The sequence below is a fragment of the Streptomyces sp. NPDC101234 genome, assembly GCF_044767525.1.
GTDB classification, from domain to species: domain Bacteria; phylum Actinomycetota; class Actinomycetes; order Streptomycetales; family Streptomycetaceae; genus Streptomyces; species Streptomyces sasae.
Genome location: NZ_JBIWOA010000025.1, coordinates 101,136 through 126,811, shown reverse-complemented (window position 1 = coordinate 126,811; position 25,676 = coordinate 101,136). Strand labels below are relative to the sequence as shown.

Genomic DNA, 25,676 nt, shown 5'->3' with positions numbered 1-25,676 from the left:
CTCGATTTCCCGCCTTCGGCATGAGCTCCGGCCGCGGTCGTGGTGCCTCACCTGGCGACACGAGCGCCGATGAAGCCCAGGAGCGCACCGCCGACCAGCACGCCGAGGACGGTGTTCGTCGGGTGCAGTGCTGCCGTGTGCGTCAGGTGGCTCGCACGTTGCCCGCTCACGAATCGGGATTCTCGCGGTTCCCCGCAGGATTTGGCACAGGTGGGCACGGGCGCACCCTCTGCCATAGAGTTGTCCGGCTTCGCTGGGCGGTTGCCTGCGTGGCTTCGGGTTGCTCCCGGGACCCCCGGTGGGAAAGCGGATCGCCTCACCACATCGAACTCACCCTCAACTGACCATCCGCAGAGGTGGCGCAGCGGCCTGTGACCACTGGCCGGGAACTGCGGTCGAGATGGATGTCGATGACGCCGGGCCGGACCATGGACTCGCCTTGTGCGATGGTCAACCGCTTTGGGACACCGAGGAGGCCGAGGTGGTCCAGGTAGGCGCACAATGGGCCTGCGGCGCTTCCGGTGGCTGGGTCCTCGTCGAGTCCGGAGCCGGGGTTGAAGAATCGTGCCGACACGTTGGTCACGGGGCGTTCATCGCCAATGACCACTGCGTAGAGACCCTGCGCGTGGCACTCGCGTGCGACTCGGACCAACGTGGCCTTCTCGGGCGCACAACGGGTGAGCGCTGCGGCGTCGGCAAGCGCGACGAGGAGATGACTGGCACCGGTATCGACGCTCCGCGGGGGAAGGGAGAGGTCGACGTCATCAGGGTGCAGGTGCAGCGCGTCGGCGACGGCCTTCGGATCCGCTTGCCGACCGAAGCGTGCCGGCTCCTGAATCAATCCGAGCGTGTCCCCAAGCACCAGGACATCCGATTCCCGGTCGCCGATCTGCTGCGTGAGACGGCCGCCATCGTCCGGCCTCGTCACTCGGCCGGTCTCGAAGAGCCACCACCACGCACCCAACGCGTTGTGGCCGGCTCCGAAGACCTCGGTTCCGCCTGCAGTGAAGGAACGCAGTCGGGCCGCGACATCCTTGCCCGCAGTGGGTTTCGGGCGTACGACGAACGTGCTTTCGGCCTGGTTGAACTCGCGCGCCACCTTCCGCATCCATGCGACGGGCGGGTCCTCGTCGAGATGGCTCATGTCGACGACGGCCAACGGGTTGCCGGTCAGTGGCGCGTCCGCGAAGACGTCGACCAAGGCGAACGGCACATGGTCGCCCGGAGATCGATGGTCCGACATGAGGCTGCCTCTCCTCTCCGGTCAGGCCGAAACTGAACCCGATGGCACGTTCACCGCAGCAGTGCTGACGGCGCCGAGCTGCCGTGATCCCTGCCCCACATCCGCTCGGCCGGCACCTGGTCCAGGAGACGCCCGGGGCTCAGAGATCTTCCTCCATCCTGATGGCGCTCCGAAGATCCTCCTGAGCTTCGCGCGCCTCGCCCTCGTCCTGTTCCAGGAGCGCTGCGGCGATCGCATCAAGCTTTCGTTGGACAGCGCGCTCTGCCCGTCGCTCCGAGTTCTTCAACAACGCGATCAGCAACAAGGTGACAGAAGTCATCAAATCACTGGCCAGCATCTGCTGCGAAACCGACAGACCCGCAACGTGCGTGGCTATGAAAAAGGCGACGAGCAGTAGGCAGAACCCGTAGAACACCGGAGAGCTGGTCACGTTCGAGGCAGATTCGGCGAAGCGCTCGAATCTCCCTTGGCCCTTCTCGGCGGGATGCCGTATCACCATGATCTCCTCGCCTCCCGAGACCAAGACCAACAGCGATGTCCTGGAGTGCCGACGAACCGGCAGGTCAGTCACCTTTCGCCGAGTCTGGGATGTCAGGGCACGAGGGAGCGGGTCCCGAAAGAGAATTCGCCCAGCAGTGGCCTCGCCCGCGGCCGCTGCCGCTTACCCTTGGCCTTTCACTCTCCGGCCATTGCTGTTCGCTCTCCTCCCGCCGTGGAAAATAGTGCACCCATCCCGGGTACCCCCTTTTGGGCAGTAAATCGGGATGGCGGCCGGCAACCGGGACGAACAGGTGGGAGAAGTGTGCCGCCCCTTCGCCGCCGATCCGGTCGATACCCGGTGGTGTGCCGTGTCCGCGCGTCCGCGCAGGATGCGCCATCGCGGTGACGCTCGGCCTGACGGGTCGCGTTCTCCGGCGTGCGTGGGGCATGGCGTCGGCCGTACGCGGTACACGTTGCTGGTCCGCGACGACGACGCACGGGGGTGAGGAGGGGCGATGCGCATGGCGCCGACGGCGTTCGGTGAGGTGCTGGCCTGGTGGGCTGTACTGGCGGTCCTCAACATCCTGTTCATCAGCACTGTCTCCGCCCTCGAACTCGCCGTGGTCGCCGGCGGAGCCGCGATCGCAGCGGTCGCCGCGCGGGCCGTCCACACGGCGTCGGGTGCCCGGCTCGGCGGCACCCGGCGATGGGGTGCGGCTGTACTCGCCTGGCCCGGTGCGGTTCTCGCCGACCTGGTCGGGCTGTGGTGGCTCACGGCGCGTGCGGTCGGCGGTCGTTCGCCCGAGGGGAGCCTGAAGTCGACGACGCTGGCCCCCGGTACCGGTGCGGCGTGGGCCTGCGCCCTGCTGTCCTCCACTCCCGGCGCGTACGTCGTCGACGTACACGGAACGCGAGAGGCGGCGCAGGAGTCTCCGACAGTCGTCGCCCACTTCCTCACCGCTGACCGTACGCGCCTGGAGGATGTACTCACCGAAGGCGCGCGCCGGTGAACGCCTGGCTGCTCGCGACGGCGATCCTGTTGACGCTGGGTATGCCGCCGTGCGTGTGGGCCGTCGGCAGGGGAACGGCAGTCGAGCGGCTGGCGGGGCTCAGCCTGGCGACCACCGTAGTCACCGCCGTCCTGCTGCTGACGGCACAGGGGTTCGGCCGCGGTTCCTTCACCGATCTCGGCCTGGTCCTGGCGGTCCTGGGGCCCGCCGGGACCCTGGTCTTCGCCCGTTTCCTCGGTGGCCGGTCGATCGACACCGCCGGCGCACGAGAAACCCACGAGGATACCTGAGATGACGGCTCGTCATGTATGCGCGCTCGTCCTGCTCACCGTCGGTACCGGCGTACTGCTGCTCTCGGCCGTGGGCCTGCTGGTGCTGCCCGGACCGTTTCAACGGCTGCACGCCCTCACCCCCGCCTCCACCGTCGGCGGGCCGCTCGTCGCCCTCGCGATGGCAGTCGAGACCGGCCCGGGGCGCGCCGCCCTCAAGCTGTTGGTCATCGCGGTGCTCGTCGCGTTCGGCGGGGCGGTCACCGCCATGGCGATCGGCAGGGCGACGGCCCAGCACGAACGTCTGCTGCGAGAGGACTCCCCGGAATGAACCCGCAATGAACACCGCGACCGCGCAGGAGTATCTGATCGCCGTCGCGCTGGTGCTGGTGGCGGCGAGTGCCACCGCCGCGGCGCTCGCCCGCGACCCGGTGCGGCAGGCCGTGCAGCTGGCCGTTCTCGGTCTGTGTCTCACCGTCCTGTTCACGCTGCTCCAGGCGCCGGACGTGGCGCTGTCCCAACTGGCCGTCGGTACCGCGGTCACCCCGCTGCTGATCCTGCTGACGGTCCGGAAGGTGCGGCGCGCCACGGCGTCGCACCACGACCGGGACGACCGCGGGCCCGAGGGCGCCGATGAGTCGTAGCGCGCGCATCAGGCTGTTCTGGGCCGCAGCCGTCGTCTTCGCCGTGGTGTACACGCTCGCCTGTACCGGACTGCCGCACTTCGGGACGACGGTGCACCCCTACGGCAGTCGCGCGGTGGCCGCGTCCCTGCGGCAGCGCACCGCCAACGTGGTCTCGTCGGTCAACTTCGACCAGCGCGCCCTGGACACCCTCGGAGAGGAGTCGATCCTGTTTGCCTCGGTACTCGGGACCATGGCGCTGCTGCGCCATGCCCGCGACGAGCGCGTCGGCCGGCCGCGCGCGGGCCGGGTCCTGCCCAGCACCCGGCTGCTGGGCCTGGTGATGGTGCCGCTCACACTGCTGACCGGTGTGTACATCGTGGCGCACGGCCAGTTGTCGCCGGGCGGCGGCTTCCAGGGCGGCGTCATCCTGGCCACCGGGCTGCACATGGCGTACGTGGCCGCCGACTACCTCGTGCTGAAACGGATCCGTCCACTGGGCGTGCTCGATGTGGCCGACGCCTGCGGCGCGGGCGCGTTCGTGGCGTTGGGTTTCGCGGGGTTGATCGCCGGTGCCGCCTTTCTCCAGAACGTGCTGCCGCTCGGCACCTTCGGGGAGCTTTCCTCCGGTGGCCTGGTGCCGCTGCTGAACGCGGCGGTCGGCATCGAGGTCGGCTCCGGCCTCATCGTCCTGCTCGCCTCCTTCCTGGACCAGGCCGTAGAGGTGAGATCTGAGCAGAACTCCGGCTCGGGAGGCCGCACATGACCATCCTGCCCTTCCTGACCGCCGGCTGGATCTTCCTCGCCGGTGTGTACGGCATGGTCACCAGCCGGGACATCGTCCACGCCGTCGGCTGTCTCGCCGTGGCGCAGTCGTCGACGTACGTGCTGCTGCTCACCGTCGGCTACCGGCGCGGCGGCATCGCGCCGTATTTCACCGACACTCCCCTGCGCACCCGGACCGTCGACCCGGTCGTGCAGGCGCTCGCGCTCACCGACGTCGTCGTGGGCGCCACGGTCACGGCGCTGCTGCTGGCACTCGCCATCCAGATCCGCAAGCGCCACGGCACGGTCGACCCGGACGCGCTGACCGGGCTGAAGGGCTAGCGGGCCGGGTTATGGTGCGTACCGCCGATCTGCTGCCGCTCGCCGTCGCCGTCCCGCTGCTGGGCGCCGTCGTCCTCGTGATCACCGGGCGCCGGCTGCCACGCCCGGCCATCGACGCGCTGGTCGCCGTCTGGGCGGTGCTGGAGGTCGCCGGCCTCGTCCTGCTGTGGCTGCGCACCGGCGACGGGCACAGTGTCTCGTGGCTGGGCGGCTGGACACCGGTGCACGGTGAGAGCGTCGGCATCGTGCTCGTCGGTGACCGGATCGGTATCGGCCTCGCACTGCTGACCAGCGCGCTCGTCCTCGCGGTCGTCGCCTACTCCTGGCGCTACTTCGACGAGCCGCCCGTGGCGCACGCGGGCACCTTCCCCGCTCTCCTCCTTCTCTTCGAGGCCGGTATGGTCGGGTTCGCGCTGACCGGCGACCTGTTCGACGCGTTCGTCTTCTTCGAGCTGATGGGGGCGGTCGCCTACGCACTCACCGGCTATCGCATCGAGGATCCACGGCCGGTACAGGGCGCCCTGGTCTTCGGCGTCGTCAACTCCCTCGGCGCGTACTGCTCGTTGCTCGGCATCGGCCTGGTGTACGCCCGCACCGGTGAGCTCGGTTTCGCGCAGATCGGGGTGCAGCTGACGAGGCACCGCCCCGACGCCCTGCTCTCCGTCGCCTTCGTGCTGATCGTCACCGGCCTGCTGGTCAAGGCGGCGGTGGTACCGCTGCACTTCTGGCTGCCCGACGCCCATTCCGTCGCCCCGACCCCAGTGTGCATGCTGCTCTCCGGCGTCATGGTGGAACTCGGTGTCTACGGCGTCGCGCGCGTCTACTGGGTCGTGTTCTCCGGACCCCACGGCATCGCCCAGGCACACCTGCGTGGCACCTTCGTGGCCGCCGGGGTGCTGACGGCGCTGGTGGGTGCCGTGATGTGCTGGCAGCAGCGGCATCTCAAGCGTCTGCTCGCCTTCTCCACCGTCGGCCATGTCGGCCTCTTCCTCGCCGGGGCGGCGCTGCTCACCCCCGCCGGGACGGCCGGGGTGGCCCTGTACGTCGCCGCCCACGCCGGGGTGAAGGCGGCCCTGTTCGCCACGACAGGCGTACTGCTGGACCGGTTCGGCTCCGTCGACGAGCACGGGCTGTACCGGCGCGGCCGCGAACTGCCTTTCGTGGGGGCGCTGTTCGCCGTCGGCGGTCTCGCGCTTGCCGGCCTGCCCCCGTTCGGCACGGGCCTGGGCAAGGCCGTCACCGAGCATGCCGGTGCGGAGCGGTTCCCCTGGCTGCCCGCGGTGTTCGTGTTCGTGTCGGCCCTCACGGGCGGGGCCGTGCTGCGCGCCGGCGCCCGGATCTTCGCCGGTGCCGGGCCTCAGCCTCGCGAGCGGTATGCCGGCCCGGAGACCACCGGCGACGGCGAGGAACCGGAGATCCGCGATCCACGGCGACGGATCCCGGTCCCGATGCTCGCGGTGCCCTCCGTCCTGCTGGCCGCAGCTCTCGCCGTCGGGCTCCTCCCCGGCCCCGGTGTCGCCCTCGCCCACGCGGCCAGGCAGTTCACCGACCGCACCGCCTACACCACCGCCGCATTCGGCCATCCCGTGGCGCCGTCCGCGCCGGTGCCCACCGTCGGCTGGAACACCGAGGGCGTGCTCCTCGGGCTCGTCTCGACTCTTGTGGCGGTACTCCTTGCCGCAGTCGCCGTATGGGGTCCAGCTCTGCGGTCACCGTTCGCGGGCCGGGTCACGGCTGTCTGCGAGACGGTGGGACGACGGGTGATCGTGCCGTTGCGACGGCTGCACTCAGGACACCTGGGTGACTACGTCGCCTGGCTCGTCGTCGGGGTCGCGGTGCTGCTGGTCGCCATGACCGCGTAGTGCGCTGTCACTGAGCCGCCGCCAACTGACCTTGAGACGACGGCCGCCATCGCGGCACGGCACCGCCTGCGGCGGCAACAGGAAAACCCGCCGGCATACGGCGGGTTTCCTTCTCCCGGGATATGCGACGGTGGTCAGGTCCTGTCTCCGGTCGGGAATTCGGGCTCGTCATCACGCTCGGCCTTTTCCCGTACGTCTCGCGGTGTGGGTGCGGTGACATGCCGCTGCTCTGCGGACCGTTGCCGTGTCTCGTCGTCGAGTGGAGGTGTGTCGTTGTCGTCGGGTGTCTTCATGGGATTCTCCTCTCTCGGATTTCGGAGCGTGGGCCGTGTCGCTCGACGTGGCCGCTGCTGAAGCGTCCTATGCCTTGCGCTGCATGGCGCGGCGCGCGGGACTGCCCTGTTCGGCCGCCTTCGGGTCCTTTTCGTGGGACTTCGCTCGCACACCGTCGGCGATGCGTTTGCCGATGGTCTCGTCGATGTTCGACCAGTACTCGAAGGCGCGGTCGAGGACGGGCTCACTCACGCCGTTGAGGAGGTGCCCCACGACGTTGTCGACCAGTCGGTCACGGGCGTCGTCGTCCATGACCTCGCGCACCAGAGTGCCGGGCTGCCCCCAGTCGTCGTCCTCGGGGTGGCTGACGTAGGCCGCGCGGACGATCTCGCCGTCGGCCTCCCAGCTCGGCGGGATGTATCGGGCGGGGTCGGCCGCCGGGCCGCCCTTGGAGTTCGGGGCGTAGACCGGATCGGATGTCTTCCGGTAGGCCATCGCCCCGTCCTTGGAGTAGGAACGGACGTCGGTGATCGGGGCGTTCACGGGGAGTTGCTGGTAGTTGGTGCCGATGCGGTGGCGATGCGCGTCCGCGTACGAGAAGAGCCGGGCGAGCAGCATCCGGTCCGGGCTCGGCCCGATACCCGGGACCAGGTTGTTGGGCTGGAAGGCCGCCTGCTCGATCTCGGCGTGGTTGTCGGTCGGGTTGCGGTCGAGCGTCATCCGGCCGACCGGGACGAGCGGGTAGTCGCCGTGCGGCCACACCTTGGTCAGGTCGAACGGGTTGAAGCGGTAGCCCGGCGCCTCCTCGTACGGCATCACCTGCACATACAGTGTCCAGCTGGGGAAGTCGCCGTCCCGGATGTGCTCGAAGAGATCCCGCATGTGGTAATCCGTGTCGACGGCGGCCATCTGGTCGGCCTCGTGCTGGGTGAAGCACTCGATGCCCTGGTCCGTCTTGAAGTGGTACTTCACCCAGAACCGCTCGCCGGAGGCGTTGATCCACATGTAGGTGTGGGAGGTGTAGCCGTTCATGTGGCGCCAGCTCCGCGGAATGCCGCGGTCGCCCATCAGCCAGGTGACCTGGTGCGCGGACTCCGGAGAGAGCGTCCAGAAGTCCCACTGCATGTCGTGGTCGCGCAGGTTGTTGTCCGCGCGGCGCTTCTGGGAGCGGATGAAGTGCTGGAACTTCATCGGGTCCTTCACGAAGAACACCGGCGTGTTGTTGCCGACCATGTCGTAGTTGCCCTCGCTGGTGTAGAACTTCACCGCGAAGCCGCGCGGGTCGCGCCAGGTGTCCGGGCTGCCGCGCTCGCCGGCCACGGTCGAGAACCGGACCACCAGGTCGGTACGGGTGCCCGGCTGGAAGAGGGCCGCCTTGGTAAAGGCGCTCACGTCATGAGTCACCTCGAAGCGGCCGAAGGCGCCGCTGCCCTTCGCATGCGGCTGGCGCTCGGGAATCCGCTCGCGGTTGAACTGCGCCATCTGCTCGATCAGATAGGCGTCCTGCAGGAGGATCGGCCCCCCGGGGCCGACGGTCAGTGAGTGTTCGTCGCTCTCCACCGGAGCGCCCGAGTCGGTCGTGGTGGTGTTGTGGATCTCCGTCATGGCACTTCTTCTCCCTTCGCCGGGCTTCACAGCCGTCGCACTGGACGAGCGCAGGAAATTCGGCGCCTGTTGCGGCGGCCTCGCGGGACCCACAAGCCGCGTGATCCCGAGCAGCCGCGCCAAACATCCTCTGGACGATGGATCCCCGACGCGCCGGGTCCCTGCTGACCCAAACTCTTTCCGCGCCTTGGGATATCCGAAGCGGAAGGGGTACCCGGACGACATCGACCCATCGGAAAGGAGGCCGATCCGATGTCTACCGGCACGCTTCTGGAGATCGTCATTCCCGTCGCGGTGGTCGTCGTGCTGATCGTCCTGGCTCTGGCTCTCGTCCGGCGGCGCAGGGCTCTGCGCGAGCGGTTCGGCCCGGAGTACGACCGGACGGTCGACGGCGCGGACAGCAGGATGGCCGCGGAGCGCGAGCTCAGCACGCGCGAGAAGCGACATGACAAGCTCGACATCAAGCCGCTGCCCGACGGTGTCCGGGAGCGCTACACCCGGGACTGGAACGACGTGCAGCACGAGTTCGTGGACCGGCCCGAGGACGCCGTGCACGATGCGGACCGGCTGGTGACGTCACTGATGCAGGCACGCGGTTATCCGACGGAGAGCTACGACCAGCAGCTCAAGGATCTCTCCGTGGAACACGGCCGCACCCTTGACCACTACCGGGCCGCCCACGAGATCGACACGCTCAGCACGGGCCACAAAGCCACCACCGAACAGCTGCGCGGCGCCATGGTGCACTACCGGGCACTGTTCGACGAACTCCTCATCGACGGCGGCCAGACCCGCCATGCAAGGGCCTGACTGCCAAGCGGACAGAAGCCCGACGGAGACGACATGGAACGCAACGACACACCGCACACGGCTGACACCAGGCTCTCGACCCAGGACCTCGCACAGCCTCGCGAGACCGACCGAGCACCGGACAGCACGTCGCCGGCCCCCGCCTACCCTGGCGAGAGCGACGCGCGAGCCGACGTGAAGGGCTTCGGGGCTCACGACGCAGACGCCCCTGCGGCGGAGGCACGGGCCGAGGACGCGGACGAGATGCCGCGACTGCTGACGGTCCACGACGAGCAGGAATTCCGTACTGACTGGGAGAAGATCCAGACCACGTTCGTCGACGACCCCCGCCATGCCGTGCAGGACGCGGACAGCCTGGTCGCCGGCGTCATGCAGACACTCGCCGCGACGTTCGACGAGCACAAGAAGGAGCTCGAAGGCCAGTGGAACCAGGGCGGGGAGGCGGACACCGAAGCCCTGCGTACGGCCCTCCGCCACTACCGCTCGTTCTTCAACCGCCTGCTGACCACCTGAAACGCCGGTCCGATGGCCGAAGGCAGACGGCCGGCAGCGGCGGGAAGACCAAAGGGCGACCCCCGTCCCACACCCATCAGAGGCCGGCACTCCGGCCGGATAGAGAGGAGAAGGCCGTGATCGCCATCGGCGTCATCCTGCTCATCCTCGGATTCATCTTCCACATCGCCATCCTGTGGACAATCGGGATCGTCCTGCTCGTGATCGGGCTCGTCCTGTTCCTTCTCGGCTCCCTGGGGCATGCCGTCGCCGGACGGCGCCACTACTGGTAGCGCCCCAGTCGGTGCGCCCAGGACACCCGACAGGCTCCAACGAAAGGCGTGCTGCCCGGTACAGGCCAGCTTCGGCCCCACGGCGACGGCGGTGCGGCCGGTCCTGCCAGGTCCTGGAGTCTGCGGGCTGCTGCGCCTTCGAGCGCCGGCCCGGCGGGGCGCCATCGCGGAAGTGACTGGGGGAGAGGAAACGCGGCCATCACCGATCATGGAAATGCCGTCCTGGGGACGAGTGACCTGATGGGCGTGGGCCGCCGGATCCGGGTTGGCGATGTTTGTACGGGGCACATGCGTGTAGGCGAAGGATATGACCGACACGAAGCAGGAAATCGAGCGAAAGTACGAAGTCCCTTGGGCTGACGACACGACGTGGCTGCCCGACCTCACCGGTGTGGGCCCGATTGATACCGTCGTGGATCAGGGCACCGAGGATTTGGACGCGGTGTACTACGACACGGACGACTTGCGCCTGGCTGCTACCTCGGCCGTGCTCAGGCGGAGGACGGGCGGGACCGATGCGGGCTGGCATCTCAAACTGCCCCTGTCCCCGGACAGCCGGGAAGAGGTACGGGCCCCACTGTCCGATGCCCTTCCGGACACGCTGCGCGACCTGGCCCTTTCACGTACCCGGCGAGCGGAGGTGCGGCCGGTCGTCCGGATCCGTTCCACCCGTGGCATACGGCAACTCGTCGATTCCGGGAGCACTGTCCTCGCCGAGCTGAGCATCGACTCGGTCCGCGCCGAGTCCCTGCTCGGCTCCGACGCGCGGGCTTCTTGGACCGAGATGGAGGTCGAACTCGCACCGGAGACCGACCCGGCGCTTTTGGACGTCGTGGACGAGAAGCTGCGCGAGAGCGGTGTGGACCGTGCGCACTCTGCGTCCAAGCTGGCCCGGGCGCTGGAGGAGACGATGACGGGAACCCCCCTTCTGCCGGACGAGCGTGCTGCCGAGACCGCGGTGCCGGAATCCGCCGGTGAAGCTGTGCTGGGCTATGTGGAAGACCGGGTTCACACTCTGGTGAGCCTGGACCCCGCGGTACGGCGCGATGTGCCCGACTCGGTGCACAAAATGCGCGTCACATGCCGGCGGCTGCGTAGCGTCCTGCGCTCCTTCCGGTCCGTCCTGGACCGGAAGGTCACCGATCCCGTCCGCGAGGAACTCAAGTGGTTGGGAAACGAGCTCGCCGCCGAACGCGACCAGGAGGTACTCCTGGAGAGACTGACTTCGAGGATCGACGCTCTGCCTCCGGAACTGGTCTTCGGTCCCGTCGCCGCCCGGCTGCAGGTGTGGGACCTCGGCAACAGCTCCGAGGCCCACCAAGGCACCCTCGACGCCCTGAATTCCCCCCGTTACCTGGCGCTACTGGACTCCCTGGCAATGCTTACGGAACAGCCCCCACTACGTGACAAGGCCGACCGGGGAGCGGAGAACGTCTTGGCCAAGGCCATCCTCAAGGAATACGACCGTCTCGCCGGCCGCGTTTCCTACGCGCTGGAACTCTCGCCGGGGCCAGAACGCGACACGGCCCTCCACGCAGCCCGTAAGGCGGCGAAGAAGACCAGGTACGCCACGGAGCCGGCGCGCGACGCACTCGGCAAACCTGCCAAGCGCCTGGGTAAACGCGTCAAAGCCGTCCAGAAGGTGCTTGGGGACCATCAGGACAGCGTTGTGGCACGGGGCGCCCTGCGTAAGCTGACCGTGGCAGCCCACGCGGCCGATGAACCCTCCTTCGTCTGGGGCCTGTTGTACGGACAGGAGCAAGCCGAGGCCGACAGGCGCGAACGGGAGTTGCCGATGGTGTGGGCCGACGCTTCGCGGCGCGATCCGCGTAAGACGCTCAACTAGTGCTCTGACCACGTAGGTTCGCCGGGTTCGGCCTTGCTCTAGGATCCGATGGCTATGGGGGGATCTGTTCATCGCCGTTGGCGTGGGACTCGCATGGTCGCCATGGCGTCGGTCGTGGTGGCTGCACTGGCTGTGCTGTTCGTCGTGCTCCTGGTTCTTCCAGGCATGATGGTGGACCACGATCTCGCCGGTGCCCGCCTCGCCGCCGCGGACCGGATGAACGCGGTGAACAACGTGCGCACCACGCTCCTGCAGGCGATCGGTGGCGCAGTCGTCCTGTTCGGTGCCTACGCCACCTGGCGGCAGTTGCGTGTCAGCCAGGACGGGCTGAACGCCACTCGAGAGGGCCAGGTGACCGATCGCTTCAGCCGGGCCGTGGAACAGCTCGGCAGTGACAAGTTGGACGTGCGGATCGGTGGCCTCTACGCACTGTGGCGGATCGCGGACCATTCCGCCCGCGACCACGAGGCGGTCGTCTCGATCATGGCGGCGTACCTTCGGACGCACCTGCCGTGGCCGCCGCAGGAACCGGGCGCTCCGGCGGCGGACGTGTCGATCAACTCAGTGCGCCCGCTGGAGACCCGTGCCGCCGATGCTCAGGTGGCGCTCACCTGCCTCGGGGTGCTTGGTCAGGAACGCAGCCCGGGGTGGGTCAACGTCAGCTTCACCGACCTTCGTCGGGCCGACTGCGACGGGCTGTGGCTGAACGGTGTCAATCTCGACGCCACGTGCCTGGAAGCGGCGAGCGTGTACCAGGTCAACCTGAGCGGGGCGTCAATGATCGAGACCAACCTGCGGCATGCCGAACTCGGGACGTCGATACTCCATCAGGTCCGGTGTCTTGACGCCGATCTGCGCGGCGCGCGCCTGGTCAAGGCCGACCTGCGGGAGGCGGACTTCTCCGGTGCGGACCTCAGGGAGGCGAACTTGCGCAAGGCTCGGTCCCATGGGGCGGTGTTCGTCCGTGCGGACCTGCGATTGGCCGATCTGCGGGGCTGCGACCTCGGCGGTGCCGACCTGCGGCACGCGAGGCTCGAAGGCGCGCTGGCGAGCGACCTGACCATCTGGCCGAACGGCTTCGACATCGACGCGGCTGGCCTTGTCATCACCGAGGACCCCGGCGCCGAACCTGACGTTCTGCTGCCGGCTGCCGCGATCACGAGGCCAGTCCCGCCCCTGATGTCAGCCTGATGCTTGGTTCGACTTTATCGCATTGGATTGATCAGGCCGCCGACTTGAGGGGGCGTCCGCCCCAGCGGATGCCCTTCTCGCTGCGGACGCGGGCGCGCTCCTTGCGTTGGGCGGCCAACAGGTCGGGGTGCCGAGCGTTCTTGTTCCGCCAGCGTAGGTAGGCGTGCAGGGCTCTGGTCAGGACGGTGTGGTTGCTGTGGTTGGAGTTGGCGACGGTGAACTGCCACAGAGGCCCGAAGTGGGCCTCGATCGGGTTGGCCCAGGAGGCGTAGGTCGGGGTGAAGCACAGCTCGACCCGGTTCCTCTTCGCCCAGCACCGGATCGTCTCGCCCTTGTGGGCGGACAGGTTGTCCAGGATGACGTAGATCGGGGCGCCGTCCGGGCGGGCCGCGCGGATCGACCTCAGCGCAGCCAGGGTGTTCCCGGCGCCCTTCTTCAGTCGGTTGACGCCCCAGAGGATATCGTCGCCGACCGAGTAGCAACCGTGGAAGTACCGCACCCCGTGGGTGCGGTTATAGGTCGCGGGATGCCGCTCGGGCCGGCACTGCTCGGCCCAGCACGCCCCGCCCGTGGGCCGGATGCCCAGCGGACCGAACTCGTCGAACGCGAACACCCGGTCCGGGAACCGCTCCAGCACGTGCTCGATGCGTTCGAGCTTGACGTCGCGGTCGGGGTCCGGGGGCTCCTTCCAGGTCTTGGTGCGCTGGAAGGTGATGCCGCGGCGGGCGAGCAGGCACCGTAACGCCTCACGGCCGATCCTGATCACGCGGCCGTGCACTTTCCGCAGGTAGGCAGCGAGTTTACGAATGGACCAGCGGGTGAAAGGCTGGCCGAGCTTGGTCGGGCGGGTGGTGGCCATCTGGACGACGAAGTCCTCGTCGTCAGGACTGAGAAGGCGGGGACGGCCTCCCGCCCACCGAGGGTCCAAGCAGGCCAGACCGATCTCGTTGAACCGGTGGATCACATCCCGGACGGTGTCCTCGTCGGCCTGCACCAACTGGGCGATCACCGGGACCCGGTTCCCGCCGGCCGAGGCCAGCAGCATCATCGCGCGCCGGTAGCGCACCGAGCTGGTGCTGCCCCGGCGCACGATCTGCTGCAGCTTCTGCCCCTCCTGGTCGGTCAGTCTGCGCACACGGACAGGCTCAGCCACCGCGCCTCCAGCAGTTGGACGGACGTCACCGCGCATCAAACCGCTGCAACCGCCAACCCGGCGAACCTACGCGGTCAGAGCACTAGATCCGTAAGCGGTCCGGGTAATTCTCCGAGACGAACCTCCGGGATCGACAGGGCACGGCCGGCCCCGAACATCCGGCACACCTCGACTTCCGGGCATTCGATGCGGCGCGCCGGGTACCCGGCGCCGATGTACAGGACCCTTGAGCAACTGGCCGCCGCCGGCTCGGTGGCGGGACCGATCGTGATCGTCGTCTGTGGTCTGCTCGTCACGGCCGCGATGGTGGGAGCCGTCCGCCTCGGCATCGGGGTACGGCGGCAGGAGTCCGCGCCGCCCCAGCGCTCGGATCACCCGGTGCTGCCCCGTACCGGACCGGTGCGGGAGGAGCGCCAGATGCGCGAGCCCAACGAGGTGCCACGGGCTGCCGACGAGGGCGATCGTCTCACTCCGTACCAGCTCGGCAACGCATCCACCAGGCCCGGCGAAGACCAGACTCGCCCGCGCTGGCGGACCGGCTCCAGCGGGTCCTTCGGCAGCGGAGGCGGTGGCGCGACGTGACCCGGCCTCCAGCCGACCTGTGTACGAAGGGTCGCTGAGGCCACCTCATCGTGCCGAGGGCATGTAGTTCGCCGTTCGACTCTGGCTGGCTGAAAGGCCACGAGACGGGTACGCGTACCGGGGTCGGCGACCGGCCGTCCGCCGATCGGCGACGGGAGCCGTCCGGCGATCCGCGACCGTGACGTACGGTCCGCGCGTCCCTCGGTCGCTCGATGTCGCGTGCCGACATCGCTGACAGATTGTTCCGTCGCCTTGCCAAAGGCCCGAGGCTCCGGCGGGCACGGAATCCGCGTCCCGCCAGGGCCGTCGCCTTCCGACCCACCCAACGAGAATGCCGTCGACCAGATGTTCGAAACCCTGGGTGTCGCGTTCGCCGTACACCAGGAGACCCCACGCGTGTGGTCGAACCACGAGGAGATGAGCGGCATGGTGCAGATCGGATACACGATGATGACCGAGCAGGCCGGTCCGCGGGAGCTGGTGGATCATATGGTGCGCGCCGAGCGTGCCGGCTTCGACTTCTCGGTCACGTCCGACCACTACTTTCCCTGGTTGGAGTCCCAGGGCCATGCCCCCTACGCGTGGAGTGTGCTGGGTGCCGCAGCACAGGCCACCGAACGCATTCCCCTGATGACCTATGTGACGTGCCCGACGACTCGCTACCACCCGGCGGTCGTCGCCCAGAAGGCCGCCACGATGCAGATCCTTTCCCAGGGCCGGTTCCGGTTGGGGCTCGGCTCCGGGGAGAACCTCAACGAGCATGTGATGGGTGGGGGTTGGCCCGCCGCGCACGTCCGGCTGGAGAAGCTGGAGGAGGCCGTGGAGATCATCCGCTCGCTCTTCACGGGGGAGAGCGTCACTCGCCACGGCTTTCACTTCGACGTGGCGAACGCCAGGTTGTGGGACCTGCCCGACACGCCGCCGCCGATCGGTGTCGCCGTCTCGGGTGACCGCTCCTGCGAACTCGCCGGTCACCTCGCCGATTTGGCGATCGCCACGGCGGCGCGGGCAAGCCCAAGATCGGCCAGCTACCCGTCTGTTACGACACCGACCGCGACGCGGCTGTCGTTCGCGCCCACGACCAGTTCCGCTGGTTCGGCGGCGGCTGGCCGGTCAACTCCGAACTGTCCGGACCTGCCGCGTTCGAGCATGCCACTCAGTTCGTACGGCCTGAGGACGTGGCCGAGTCCATTCCCTGCGGCGACGATGTGCAGGCGGTCGTCGAGGCCGTACGCCTCTACGTCGACGCGGGGTTCACCGAGGTCGCGCTCGTCCAGATCGGCGGCGACCACCAAGAGCAGTACCTCGAATGGGCCGAGCACAAGTTGCTGCCCGCGCTCCGTGAACTGTGAGAGGGCGACGACTTGTGGTCACGTGATGGGAGGCGTTTTGGTAGGCGGGCCACCACCTTCCCCAGCGGGAGATCCCCCCCGTGCCGTGGGGCTGATGCCGCTGGACAGCTCAGGTGGGGCGGGTGCACCCTGACCCGATGGCTCGCGGTCGGTCTTACGACGAGGTGCGGGCGCGCCTCTTCCACACGGCCGTCGCCGTTGCTGCCACAGCGGCCGTGAGGGCCGAGGCTGCGGCCGGGTGGCGGGCCAGTGCGGCTTCGAAGGACCGGCTGTGGGACATTGCGTCGAAGGTGCCGTGGGCGCCGTGGTCCGCACCCTTCGGCCGGTCGACCGGTTCGAAGAGGTTGTTCTCGTCGCTCGGCGGCTGCCGGTCGGTCTGCTGGGCTTCGAAGCCGGTGCGGGCCAGGTAGCGGTCGAGCAGGGCGGGGGCCAGGCGGTTGGCCCAGATCGTCGCCACCGTGGTGGCGCCGACGTAGTACTGCTTGCGGCGCGGGTGATCGGCCGCGTACACCGCGCCCCGCGCGGCCACCTCCGGCTGGTAGATGGGCGGGACGGGCTGCGGGTGCCGGGGCAGGCGGGAGCGCACCCAGGAGAACTGCGGGGTGTTGACCGCGGGCATCTGAACGACCGTGATGTGCACGTTGCTGCCACGGTGCAGCAGTTCGGTGCGCAGGGAGGAGGTGAATCCGTTGATGGCGTGCTTGGCACCGCAGTACGCCGACTGCAGCGGGATGGCCCGCTCCCCGAGCGCTGAGCCGACCTGCACCACGGTGCCGTGGTCGCGTGGCAGCATCCGCCTCAGCGCCGTCCGGGTGCCGTTGACGAAGCCGAGGTAGGCCACCTGGGTGACCCGGTCGTACTCCTCGGCGGTGATGTCGTCGAAGGCGGCGAACACGCTGGTGAACGCGGAGTTGATCCAGACGTCGATGGGGCCGAAGAACTGCTCGGCAGCCTCGGCGGCCCTCTCGACCTGGTGGGCGTCGGCGGTGTCGGTGACCTGGACGAGCGAATGGCCCCCGAGGGATTCCACCTCCTTCGCGGCGGCATCGAGGCCGGCCCGGCCGCGAGCGATCAGCACCACGTTGGCGCCGCGTTCGCCGTAGAGGCGGGCGATGGCGCGGCCTATGCCGGCGCTGGCTCCGGTGACGACGACGGTTTCGGGCATGGTCAGCCTCCTTCAGTTGTGGGCGAGGTGGGCGGCGCTGTTCAACAGCAGGGCGTGCACGAAGCCCTGCCGGAGGTTGCCGCGCAGTTGCCGCTGGGCGATGTCGAACTCCTCGGCGTACAGGCCGGACGCCCCGCAGGCGCCGCGGGCGCGTTCGAACCACCGGTGTGCGTCGATCGCGTGGCCCTGCTGGTGTTCGGCCATGGCCATCACGAACCCGCACATCAGGAACGCTCCCTCGGCTTCTCCGAGGGGGCGGGCGTCGTGGCGGAAGCGGTAGAGGAAGTGGTCCTGGGCCAACTGGTCGCGGCAGGCGGCGAGGGTGGCACGGGTGCGTGGGTCGTCGGCGGCCAGGGCCCCGCGGACGGCGGGCAGGAGCAGTGCCGCGTCGGCGGACGGGTCGTCGGGGGCGCGCTGCCAGTGGCCGCAGGGATGCAGGCAGTTGGCGGACGTGTCGGCGAGCAGTGTGTCCGCGAGGTCGGTGCAGGTGTCGGTGAGGGGTTGGTGGCCGGCGGTGTCGGCCAGGGCGCGGAGACTGGCTACACAGGTGAGGCGGCTGTGGGTCCACGCACGGCCCTCCAGTTCCCAGATTCCGGCGTCCGGTTCGCGCCATCGTTCGGCGATGGCCCGTACCGCGACGTCGGCGGCCTTGAAGGCATCGGCACTCAGACGGTCCGCGCGCCGGGCGGCGGTGAACAGCAGGAGGGCTTCGCCGAAGCAGTCCAGCTGGAACTGCTCGGACACGTGGTTGCCGATGCGGCTGAAGCCGCCGGGATAGCCGGGCAGTTCGAGTTCCTGCTGCTGAGGCACCGTGTCGCCGTGCACGGTGTAGGCGGGGGCGAGGCGCGGGCCGTCGGCGAGGAGCCGCTCGCTCACGAAGCGGACGGCCGCGTCGAGCAGGTCGTGGGCTCCTGCGGAGGCCGCCGCCTGCCCGGCGTAGCTCTGGTCGCGGATCCAGACGTACCGGTAGTCGTAGTTGCGGCCGGTCTCCGCTCGTTCGGGCAGGCTGGTGGTGGCCGCGGCGACCATGCCGCCGCCGTGGCCGGTCAGGCCGCGCAGCACGGCGTAGGCGCGTCGGCTGTCGAGGGTGGCGATGGTGTTCTTCAACGGGGGCACCGCCCCATGCCACGCATGCTCGGTCGCGGCCCATGCCTGCTCGGCCCGAGGGAGTGGATGGTGGAGCGGGGCGGTGGAGCATTCCAGGATGAGGTCGTGCTTGTCGCCGGGCCTGAGCTGCAGGTCGGCGGTGAGGCCCTGCGTTCGGGGGACAGCTGCCGGGGCGCCCTGCCAGCGCAGGTGGCGGTGGCCGGAGGTGAGGTGCCACACGCCGTCCTCGGCGCGGCTGTGGGTGGCCTGGGCACAGCCGTACTCGGCGTGCGGGTCGAGAACGACGCGGACGCGGGCGGGTCCGTCGACGGCGATCAGCTGCCGCAGCAGGACCAGCCGGTTCGGCTCGCCGGGGAAGGCGAGCGCCTCGCGCCACTCGGTCACTCCCTCGGCGGTGACCCAGCGACTGCGCCAGATCAGCGTGCCCTCCTCATAGTGGCCGCCGGCGACGTAGCGGCCGCGCGGGGTGATTGCATACACACCACGGCCGCCGATGAGGGCGGCGAAGACGGCGTCGTCGTGCCAGCTGGGCGCGCACAGCCAGGCGATGGCTCCGTCGGTTCCGATCAGGGCGCCGCGCTCGCCGTCGGCCAGCAACGCGTAGTCGTGCAGGGCGTGCGGCGGGAAGTCCGTGGGCTGCATGGGCGGATGCCTCCTGCTGTCAGGCCACCCGGTAGGGCCGCGCCCGCTCCGGGTCGAGGACGAGGCCGAGGCCGGGCGCGCCGTCGGCGCCGGGCGTCAGCGCGCCGCCCTGGGGGGAGAGGACGCCGTCGAAAAGGGTGCGTTCGATGCGGACGTGGTCGTGGAACCACTCCAGGTGGCGCAGGTTGGGCACCGCGGCGGCGGCGTGCGCATGGGCGTGCGGGGCGCAGTGTCCGGAGATGTCGATGCCGTGGGACTCGGCGAGAGCGGCGGCGCGCAGCCAGACGGTGATGCCGCCGCAACGGGTGACGTCTGCCTGGAGGCAGTCCACCGCTCCGGCGGCGAGCAGGTGCGCGAAGTACGGCAGGGTGTAGCCGTACTCGCCGGCCGTCACCTCCTGGGGCACCTGGTCGCGGATCGCGGCGAGGGTGGACAGATGGTCGGAGGAGACCGGCTCCTCGAACCAGGTCACCCCCTCGTCGGCAAACGCCCGGCCCAGCCGTACGGCCTGTTTGGCGCCGTAGCCGCCGTTGGCGTCGACGTAGAGCTCGGCAGCGTCGCCAATGACGGCCCGGGCCCGGGCGATCCGCCGCCGGTCGCGTTCCTCCCGGTGCCCCCACGACTCCGCGATCTTGATCTTGGCGCGGGGAATGCCCTCGCCCTCGACCCAGCCGCGCAGTTGCCGTTCCAGCCGGTCGTCGTCGTACGTGGTGAAGCCGCCGCTGCCGTAGACGGGCACCTCGTCGCGGGCTGAGCCCAGCAGGCGCACGAGCGGCAGGTCGAGAAGGCGGGCCTTGCAGTCCCACAGCGCGATGTCCACGGCCGAGATCGCCTGGGCGGCCACGCCGGGCAGCCCGGCATTGCGCACCGCCCGGCGCATGGCCTCGTTCGCCCGTGGCACGTCGAGGGCCGAAGAGCCGATGACCAGGTCGGCGAGCAGGTCGTCGATGACACGTGCCGTCGCGGCGGGCGCGTAGGTGTAGCCGAGGCCCGTGACGCTCCCGCAGCCGACGGTCGCCACGACCAGGGTCGTGCTGTCCCAGGCGAGGGTGCCGTCGGCCTCGGGGGCGTCGGTGGGCACGGTGTAGACGGCCGTGCCCACCCGCTCCACGACCGGGCTCTCGCTCATGCGTCGCCCTTCTCGTCCACGGCCCCGGGCCGGTCCGTGCGGTGGCGGTGGCCGGGCAGGAACTCCTGGACCTTGGCCTTGAAGCCCTGGCGGACCATGGCTGCCCGGTCGCTGTCGCCCTTGAGGACCGAGGTCGCCGCTGCCTCGATCTGGTCGAGGGTCGCGTGCGGCGGGATCGGCGGGACGGCGGGGTCGGTCACGAAGTCCAGGACGCAGGGCCGGTCGGCGGCCAGTGCAGCCTGCCAGGCGTCCACGACGTCGTCCGGCTTCTCGACCCGTATGCCCTTGAGGCCCACCATGCGGGCGAAGTCGGCGTAGGCGACGTCGGGGATCGACTGGGAGGGCAGGAACTGCGGGGCGCCCTCCATGGCCCGCATCTCCCAGGTGACCTGGTTGAGGTCCTGGTTGTTCAATACCGCCACGATGAGCCGGGGGTCCTCCCATTCGGGGTAGTACTTCGCGACGGTGATCAGCTCGGCCATGCCGTTCATCTGCATCGCCCCGTCGCCGACGAGCGCGATCGCGGGCCGGTCGCCGTGCGCGAACTTGGCGCCGATCGCGTACGGCACCCCGGGCCCCATCGTGGCGAGCGTGCCGGACAGCGAACCGCGCATGGCACCGCGCAGCCGCAGATGGCGGGCGTACCAGTTGGCGGCCGAGCCGGAGTCGGAGGACAGGATCACGTTCTCCGGCAGCAGGCCGTCCAGCGCGTGGACCACGTACTCGGGGTTGAGCGGGTCGGCGTCGACCGCGGCGCGCCTTTGCATGACCTCCCACCAGCGCCCGGTGTTCTTCTCGATCTGCTCGCGCCAGCTGCCGTGCTTCGCCGTGTCGAGCAGCGGCAGCAGCCGGGCCAGTGTCTGCCGGGCGTCGCCGACGAGGTTGACGTCGAACGGGTAGCGCATCCCGACCATGTGCGGGTCGATGTCGATCTGCACGGCCCGCGCCTGCCCGAACTCCGGCAGGAACTGCGTGTAGGGGAAGGAGGAGCCGATGACGAGGAGGGTGTCGCAGCGCATCATCAGTTCGTACGAGGGCCGGGTGCCCAGCAGTCCGATGGAGCCGGTGACATACGGCAGGTCGTCGTCGAGGGCGTCCTTGCCGAGCAGCGCCTTGGCCACGCCGGCGCCGAGCCGGTCGGCGACCGCCATGACCTCCTGCCGGGCCCCGCGGGCACCCTGCCCGACCAGGAGCGCGACCTTCTCGCCCGCGTTGAGCACCTCGGCGGCCCGGGCGAGGTCCTCGTCGCCCGGCACCGGCGCGTACTGCGACATACCGAGGCTGGAGGGCACCATCTTGAAGGCGTGTCCGGGCGGCGAGTAGTCCAGTTCCTGGACGTCGGCCGGGATGATCAGAGCCGTCGGAGAGCGGCGTGCCATGGCGGTGCGGATCGCCCGGTCCAGGACGCCTGGCAGCTGCTCGGGGACGGTGACCATCTCGCAGAAGTCGGAGGCGACGTCCTTGTACAGGCTGACCAGGTCGACCTCCTGCTGGTAGGAGCCGCCCATGGCGCTGCGGTTGGTCTGTCCGACGATCGCGACGACGGGCACGTGGTCGAGCTTGGCGTCGTACAGCCCGTTGAGCAGATGGATGGCGCCGGGCCCGGACGTGGCGGCGCACACCCCGACCCTGCCGGAGAACTTGGCGTAGCCGACGGCTTCGAAGGCCGACATCTCCTCGTGCCGGGACTGGATGAAGCGGGGGTTGTCGTCGGCACGGCCCCAGGCCGCGAGCAGACCGTTGATGCCGTCGCCGGGATAGGCGAAGACGTGCTCCACCCCCCATTCGCGCAGGCGCTCGAGGAGATGGTCGGAAACCTTCTGCGACATGTTCGACAACCTTTCCGGTAGTGCCTTCAGTGCCTTTGCGAAGAGGGGTCAGAGGTGGTGCGGCGAGCGCAGCGCCGCTCGACCAGCGACTGCCGCGGCGGCCGTCGTCAGGGTGGCCGCGCCGGCGGTGGCCGCCCAGCGTGACGTGCGGGAGGGCGGGTCGGGGCGGGCGGCCAGGCGTTCGGGGTGGTCGGTCGGGAGCGTGCCCTCCAGGCCGAGGGCCAGGACCTCCGCCAGGTGCAGGGCCCGCCGTCCGGTACCGCCCTGGTCGATCTGGGTACGGCAGCTGAAGCCGTCGGCGAGGACGAGGTGGTCCGGTGCGGTGGCGCGGACGGCGGGCAGGACGCCCTGTTCGGCGACGGCCATGGAGACCTCGTGGTGGCCGTGTTCGAAGCCGAAGTTGCCGGCCAGGCCGCAGCAGCCCTCGTCGAGGACGTCGGCGTCGAGGTGAGCGCGGCGCATCAGCTCGCGGTCCGCGTCGAACTTCATGATGGCGTGCTGGTGGCAGTGGGTCTGCACGGTCGCCCGCCTGCTGAGCTGCGGGGGCCGCCAGTCGTCGGGCGCATGGTGGACGAGGTGTTCGGCGAAGGTGCGGACCTGTCCGGCCAGCCGCTGCACGTCCTGGTCGGCGGGCATCAGCTCGGGGGCGTCGGAGCGGAAGACGGCGGTGCAGGACGGTTCAAGTCCGACGACCGGGGTGCCCGCCTCCAGGTAGGGGCGCAGCACGGCGAGGGTCCGGCGCAGGACCTTCTGCGCGAGGGACAACTGTCCGGTGGAGATCCAGGTCAGGCCGCAGCACACCGGCCGGGTGGGTACGGCGACGCGGAAGCCGGCGTCCTCCAGGACGCGTACGGCCGAGACGGCGATCGAGGGATGGAAGGAGTTGCTGAAGGTGTCCGGCCACAGGAGGACGGTGCGCGGGTCGGCCGGGTCGGGTTCCTCACCGCCGCGGGCCTGCCACCACTGCTGGAAGGACTGCTCGGCGAAGACGGGTGCCGACCGGGCCTCGTCCACGCCGGCCAGGCGCTTGCCTGCCCGTGCCAGACCGGGCGCGTGCAGGACACTGTTGACCAGCCCGGGCGCGATACGGGACAGCCGGGCCCACACGGGAAGCCAGCCCATGGAGTAGTGGGCTGCGGGGCGCAGTCGCCCCTCGTAGTGGTGGGAGAGGAACTCCGCCTTGAGGGTGGCCATGTCGACGCCGGTCGGACAGTCCGACTTGCAGCCCTTGCAGGCCAGGCACAGGTCCAGTGCGTCGCGCACCTCGGTGGAGCGCCAGCCGTCCGTGATGGCCGAGTCGGCATGGCCGCCGAGCATCTCGAACAGCAGCCTGGCGCGGCCGCGGGTGGAGTGTTCCTCTTCCCTGGTGGCCCGGTAGGAGGGGCACATGACGCCGCCGGAGTGACCGCGGCAGTTGCCGATGCCGACACACCGCATCACCGCCCGGTTGAAGGAATGGTCGTCCTCGGGGAAGCCGAAGTGCGTTGCCGGGGTCCTCGGGCGCCAGCCGGGACCGAGACGCAGCTGGCCGTCGACGGGGTTGGGATGGACGATCTTGCCTGGGTTCATCCGGTTGTCCGGGTCGAACAGCGCCTTCAGCTTGCCGAACGCGCCCACGAGCCGCTCACCGAACATTCGACTGAGCAGCTCTCCCCGGGACTGGCCGTCGCCGTGCTCGCCCGAGAGGGAACCGCCGTAGGAGATGACGAGGTCGGCCGCCCGCTCCAGGAAGCGGCGGAAGTTCGCCACGCCTTCGGCGGTCCTCAGCCCGAACGGGATACGGGTGTGGACGCAGCCCTGCCCGAAGTGCCCGTACAGGGACGGATGGTCGTAGCCGAACTCCTCGAACAGCTCCTTCAGGTCCCGCAGATAGTCCCCGAGCCGCTCGGGTGGTACGGCCGAGTCCTCCCAGCCCTCCCATGTCTCGCGGTCGTCGGGCGGGCGGGCGGTGACGCCGAGCCCGGCCTCGCGCGCCCTGAGCATCCGCTGCTCGCGCTCGGGATCGTCGGAGAACGCGACCTCGGAGTCTTTCTCGGTGCGGCCGACGCTGCGCAGCAGGGCGTGCGCCTGCTCGTCGACTGCCTCCTGGCTGTCCCCGCCGAACTGAAGCATCAGCCAGCTGTCACCTTGCGGCAGGGCGTTCAGAGACGCCAGGTAGGCGCCTTCCTCGCGCATCAGCTGGGCCATCCGGCCGTCCAGCGCCTCCAACTGCCCGGGCGAACAGTGCTCAAGCAGCCGGGGCACGTCGTCGGCGGCGGTGCAGATGTCGTCGTAGCCGAGGACCAGCAGCGACTGGTACGCGGGCACCGGCACCAGGTCCAGCTCGGCGTGCAGCACGGTCACCAGGGTTCCCTCGCTGCCGACCAGCGCCCGCGCCACGTCGAAGCCGTTCTCCGGAAGGAGCGAGTCGAGGTTGTAGCCGGAGACCCGGCGCGGGATCTTCGGGTAGCCGCGCCGGATGTCGGCGAGGTACTCGGTGACGATGTGGTCCAGGCCCGCGTAGAGCTCGGCGCGGCGGCCGCCCTCCGCGGCGATCCGCGCCCGCTCGGCCTTCGACGTCGGCCCGACCCACATCCGGACGCCGTCGCAGGTGAGCACCTCCAGGCGGCGCACGTTGTCGACGGTCTTGCCGTATGCCTGCGCGGACGCGCCGCACGAGTTGTTGCCGATCATGCCGCCCAGGGCGCAGTGGCTGTGCGTCGACGGCTTCGGGCCGAACTGCAGCCGCTGGACGGCCAGCCGCCGGTTGAGCTCGTCCAGCACGATTCCCGGCTCGACCACGCAGGTACGGGCGTCGGGAACGACGGCGACGAGCCGGTGGCAGTACTTGCTCCAGTCGATCACCACGGCCGTGTTCGTCGACTGTCCGGCGAGGCTGGTACCGCCGCCCCGCGACAGGACCGGGGCACCGAACCGGGCGCACACCCGCACCGCCGCCATCCCGGCTTCCACCGTACGGGGCACCACCACGCCGATCGGCACCTGCCGGTAGTTGGAGCCGTCCGTGGCGTAGGCGCCCCTGCTGCCCGCGTCGAACCTGACCTCGGCGTCCACCTCCTCGACCAGGGCCGCCGCCAGCCCGGCCACGTCCACGCCCGCGGAGGTACCGAAGGGGGTGCGAGTCATCAGGTGTAACCGCCTTCCTCAGCCGTGGACCGTGCGGGAGGTGTCGCGCCGTTCCCGGGGATCTCCGCGATGCCGCAGCTCCCGGGTACCCACCCCTGAACGCGCAATGGCACCCACTTCGGGGTCCGTCACCCGCGCAGGTTCGCCTCCTTGAGATCGCCCGGGAATGCGGTCAGCCTTCGGTTGGGAGAAGCTGAGCTCATGGTCGAGCGGTCCGCGATCGTGGAGGCGCCTGGCGGGTCTGGCGGCCGTCACGTGTGCGTGGACGGCCAGTTCCTGGGCACGGCCTATTCATTGCACGAGTTGACACTCTTCCTGCGGCACGTCGGTTTCGTGCGCGGGGACGAGTTGGACGTGGCCGAGTCGGACCTCATCGAGTGGCACGGCGGTGGCCCGGAGGTCTGGCCGCGTCAGGGTGGTGGACCGAACTGCTGGGCGGCGCCTGCACCCGCCCCGTTGGTGAGGGACACGTGAGTCCCGCGTACCC

The 25,676-nt window shown here is 69.7% G+C and carries 25 protein-coding genes and 1 pseudogene; 15 read left to right on the top strand and 11 right to left on the bottom strand.

What is annotated here, in order from left to right; all coding sequences use genetic code 11:
- Nucleotides 1-47 precede the first annotated feature (47 nt).
- The 3 genes from ACIRR9_RS37020 to ACIRR9_RS37010 all read right to left on the bottom strand — a co-directional run bounded on the left by ACIRR9_RS37020 (nucleotide 48) and on the right by ACIRR9_RS37010 (nucleotide 1,814).
- Nucleotides 48-170, bottom strand: a complete 123-nt coding sequence (locus ACIRR9_RS37020) for a hypothetical protein (protein ID WP_403761238.1) — start codon at nucleotides 168-170, stop codon at nucleotides 48-50.
- 146 nt (nucleotides 171-316) lie between these two features.
- Complete coding sequence (locus tag ACIRR9_RS37015; protein ID WP_403761235.1) at nucleotides 317-1,243, bottom strand: PhzF family phenazine biosynthesis protein; 927 nt, start codon at nucleotides 1,241-1,243, stop codon at nucleotides 317-319.
- Between the two features lie 139 nt (nucleotides 1,244-1,382).
- Entirely contained in the window at nucleotides 1,383-1,814 is a 432-nt protein-coding gene (locus ACIRR9_RS37010) for a low affinity iron permease family protein (RefSeq protein ID WP_403761232.1), read from the bottom strand.
- A 424-nt stretch (nucleotides 1,815-2,238) separates the two neighbouring features.
- On the opposite strand from ACIRR9_RS37010, the gene ACIRR9_RS37005 reads away from it, so the two are divergent.
- The 7 genes from ACIRR9_RS37005 to ACIRR9_RS36975 are packed head-to-tail and all read left to right on the top strand — an operon-like array spanning nucleotide 2,239 to nucleotide 6,594.
- On the top strand, nucleotides 2,239-2,733 hold the full coding sequence (locus tag ACIRR9_RS37005; protein ID WP_403761230.1) for a hypothetical protein: 495 nt from the start codon (nucleotides 2,239-2,241) through the stop codon (nucleotides 2,731-2,733).
- On the top strand, nucleotides 2,730-3,023 hold the full coding sequence (locus ACIRR9_RS37000) for an MrpF/PhaF family protein (protein ID WP_403761229.1): 294 nt from the start codon (nucleotides 2,730-2,732) through the stop codon (nucleotides 3,021-3,023). The genes ACIRR9_RS37005 and ACIRR9_RS37000 overlap by 4 nt, the downstream gene beginning before the upstream one ends.
- A 1-nt stretch (nucleotide 3,024) precedes the next feature.
- On the top strand, nucleotides 3,025-3,333 hold the full coding sequence (locus tag ACIRR9_RS36995) for a cation:proton antiporter (protein WP_403761226.1): 309 nt from the start codon (nucleotides 3,025-3,027) through the stop codon (nucleotides 3,331-3,333).
- Nucleotides 3,334-3,340: 7 nt separating this feature from the next.
- A complete protein-coding gene (locus ACIRR9_RS36990) occupies nucleotides 3,341-3,646 on the top strand; it encodes a Na(+)/H(+) antiporter subunit B (RefSeq protein ID WP_403761223.1) in 306 nt (101 codons plus the stop codon).
- A complete protein-coding gene (locus ACIRR9_RS36985; protein ID WP_403761220.1) occupies nucleotides 3,636-4,391 on the top strand; it encodes an MnhB domain-containing protein in 756 nt (251 codons plus the stop codon). The genes ACIRR9_RS36990 and ACIRR9_RS36985 overlap by 11 nt, the downstream gene beginning before the upstream one ends.
- Nucleotides 4,388-4,732 carry a sodium:proton antiporter gene (locus ACIRR9_RS36980; RefSeq protein WP_158927556.1) on the top strand — a complete coding sequence of 115 codons (345 nt, stop codon included), beginning with the start codon at nucleotides 4,388-4,390 and terminating at the stop codon, nucleotides 4,730-4,732. The genes ACIRR9_RS36985 and ACIRR9_RS36980 overlap by 4 nt, the downstream gene beginning before the upstream one ends.
- A gap of 11 nt (nucleotides 4,733-4,743) precedes the next feature.
- Nucleotides 4,744-6,594 carry a complex I subunit 5 family protein gene (locus ACIRR9_RS36975; protein ID WP_403761217.1) on the top strand — a complete coding sequence of 617 codons (1,851 nt, stop codon included), beginning with the start codon at nucleotides 4,744-4,746 and terminating at the stop codon, nucleotides 6,592-6,594.
- Between the two features lie 134 nt (nucleotides 6,595-6,728).
- Here ACIRR9_RS36975 and ACIRR9_RS36970 read toward each other — a convergent pair whose 3' ends face one another.
- Both ACIRR9_RS36970 and ACIRR9_RS36965 read right to left on the bottom strand, forming a co-directional pair.
- Nucleotides 6,729-6,887, bottom strand: a complete 159-nt coding sequence (locus ACIRR9_RS36970) for a hypothetical protein (RefSeq protein ID WP_403761215.1) — start codon at nucleotides 6,885-6,887, stop codon at nucleotides 6,729-6,731.
- Nucleotides 6,888-6,954: 67 nt separating this feature from the next.
- On the bottom strand, nucleotides 6,955-8,472 hold the full coding sequence (locus ACIRR9_RS36965) for a catalase (RefSeq protein ID WP_403761212.1): 1,518 nt from the start codon (nucleotides 8,470-8,472) through the stop codon (nucleotides 6,955-6,957).
- A 252-nt stretch (nucleotides 8,473-8,724) separates the two neighbouring features.
- Here ACIRR9_RS36965 and ACIRR9_RS36960 point away from each other — a divergent pair, with 252 nt between their 5' ends.
- From ACIRR9_RS36960 to ACIRR9_RS36940, 5 genes are all read left to right on the top strand, one after another.
- The gene (locus tag ACIRR9_RS36960) at nucleotides 8,725-9,282 is read left to right on the top strand and encodes a hypothetical protein (RefSeq protein ID WP_403761210.1); all 558 of its coding nucleotides are present in this window, start codon (nucleotides 8,725-8,727) and stop codon (nucleotides 9,280-9,282) included.
- A gap of 33 nt (nucleotides 9,283-9,315) precedes the next feature.
- On the top strand, nucleotides 9,316-9,795 hold the full coding sequence (locus ACIRR9_RS36955) for a hypothetical protein (RefSeq protein WP_403761208.1): 480 nt from the start codon (nucleotides 9,316-9,318) through the stop codon (nucleotides 9,793-9,795).
- A gap of 116 nt (nucleotides 9,796-9,911) precedes the next feature.
- Nucleotides 9,912-10,067, top strand: coding sequence for a DUF6131 family protein (locus tag ACIRR9_RS36950; protein ID WP_403761205.1), 156 nt, complete (start codon nucleotides 9,912-9,914; stop codon nucleotides 10,065-10,067).
- A gap of 307 nt (nucleotides 10,068-10,374) precedes the next feature.
- Complete coding sequence (locus ACIRR9_RS36945; RefSeq protein ID WP_403761202.1) at nucleotides 10,375-11,913, top strand: CHAD domain-containing protein; 1,539 nt, start codon at nucleotides 10,375-10,377, stop codon at nucleotides 11,911-11,913.
- Nucleotides 11,914-12,015: 102 nt separating this feature from the next.
- Complete coding sequence (locus tag ACIRR9_RS36940) at nucleotides 12,016-13,104, top strand: pentapeptide repeat-containing protein (RefSeq protein WP_403761199.1); 1,089 nt, start codon at nucleotides 12,016-12,018, stop codon at nucleotides 13,102-13,104.
- 31 nt (nucleotides 13,105-13,135) lie between these two features.
- Here the strand turns inward: ACIRR9_RS36940 and ACIRR9_RS36935 are convergent, their stop codons facing one another.
- Nucleotides 13,136-14,257, bottom strand: a complete 1,122-nt coding sequence (locus tag ACIRR9_RS36935; RefSeq protein WP_403761196.1) for an IS630 family transposase — start codon at nucleotides 14,255-14,257, stop codon at nucleotides 13,136-13,138.
- A gap of 213 nt (nucleotides 14,258-14,470) precedes the next feature.
- Here ACIRR9_RS36935 and ACIRR9_RS36930 point away from each other — a divergent pair, with 213 nt between their 5' ends.
- Nucleotides 14,471-14,839, top strand: a complete 369-nt coding sequence (locus ACIRR9_RS36930; RefSeq protein WP_403761193.1) for a DUF6479 family protein — start codon at nucleotides 14,471-14,473, stop codon at nucleotides 14,837-14,839.
- 426 nt (nucleotides 14,840-15,265) lie between these two features.
- Nucleotides 15,266-16,191 (top strand): annotated as a pseudogene (locus ACIRR9_RS36925) (LLM class F420-dependent oxidoreductase).
- Between the two features lie 154 nt (nucleotides 16,192-16,345).
- On the opposite strand, the gene ACIRR9_RS36920 reads toward ACIRR9_RS36925, so the two are convergent.
- From ACIRR9_RS36920 to ACIRR9_RS36900, 5 genes are read right to left on the bottom strand one after another with little or no spacing between them, the layout of a single operon-like run.
- Complete coding sequence (locus tag ACIRR9_RS36920) at nucleotides 16,346-17,356, bottom strand: SDR family oxidoreductase (RefSeq protein WP_403761190.1); 1,011 nt, start codon at nucleotides 17,354-17,356, stop codon at nucleotides 16,346-16,348.
- Between the two features lie 12 nt (nucleotides 17,357-17,368).
- Nucleotides 17,369-19,105, bottom strand: a complete 1,737-nt coding sequence (locus tag ACIRR9_RS36915) for a glycoside hydrolase family 15 protein (protein WP_403761187.1) — start codon at nucleotides 19,103-19,105, stop codon at nucleotides 17,369-17,371.
- A gap of 19 nt (nucleotides 19,106-19,124) precedes the next feature.
- Entirely contained in the window at nucleotides 19,125-20,234 is a 1,110-nt protein-coding gene (locus ACIRR9_RS36910; protein ID WP_403761184.1) for an enolase C-terminal domain-like protein, read from the bottom strand.
- On the bottom strand, nucleotides 20,231-22,063 hold the full coding sequence (locus tag ACIRR9_RS36905; RefSeq protein ID WP_403761181.1) for a thiamine pyrophosphate-requiring protein: 1,833 nt from the start codon (nucleotides 22,061-22,063) through the stop codon (nucleotides 20,231-20,233). The genes ACIRR9_RS36910 and ACIRR9_RS36905 overlap by 4 nt, the downstream gene beginning before the upstream one ends.
- 48 nt (nucleotides 22,064-22,111) lie before the next feature.
- A complete protein-coding gene (locus ACIRR9_RS36900) occupies nucleotides 22,112-25,189 on the bottom strand; it encodes an FAD-binding and (Fe-S)-binding domain-containing protein (protein WP_403761178.1) in 3,078 nt (1,025 codons plus the stop codon).
- A 201-nt stretch (nucleotides 25,190-25,390) separates the two neighbouring features.
- Here ACIRR9_RS36900 and ACIRR9_RS36895 point away from each other — a divergent pair, with 201 nt between their 5' ends.
- Complete coding sequence (locus tag ACIRR9_RS36895; protein ID WP_403761176.1) at nucleotides 25,391-25,663, top strand: hypothetical protein; 273 nt, start codon at nucleotides 25,391-25,393, stop codon at nucleotides 25,661-25,663.
- Nucleotides 25,664-25,676 lie beyond the last annotated feature (13 nt).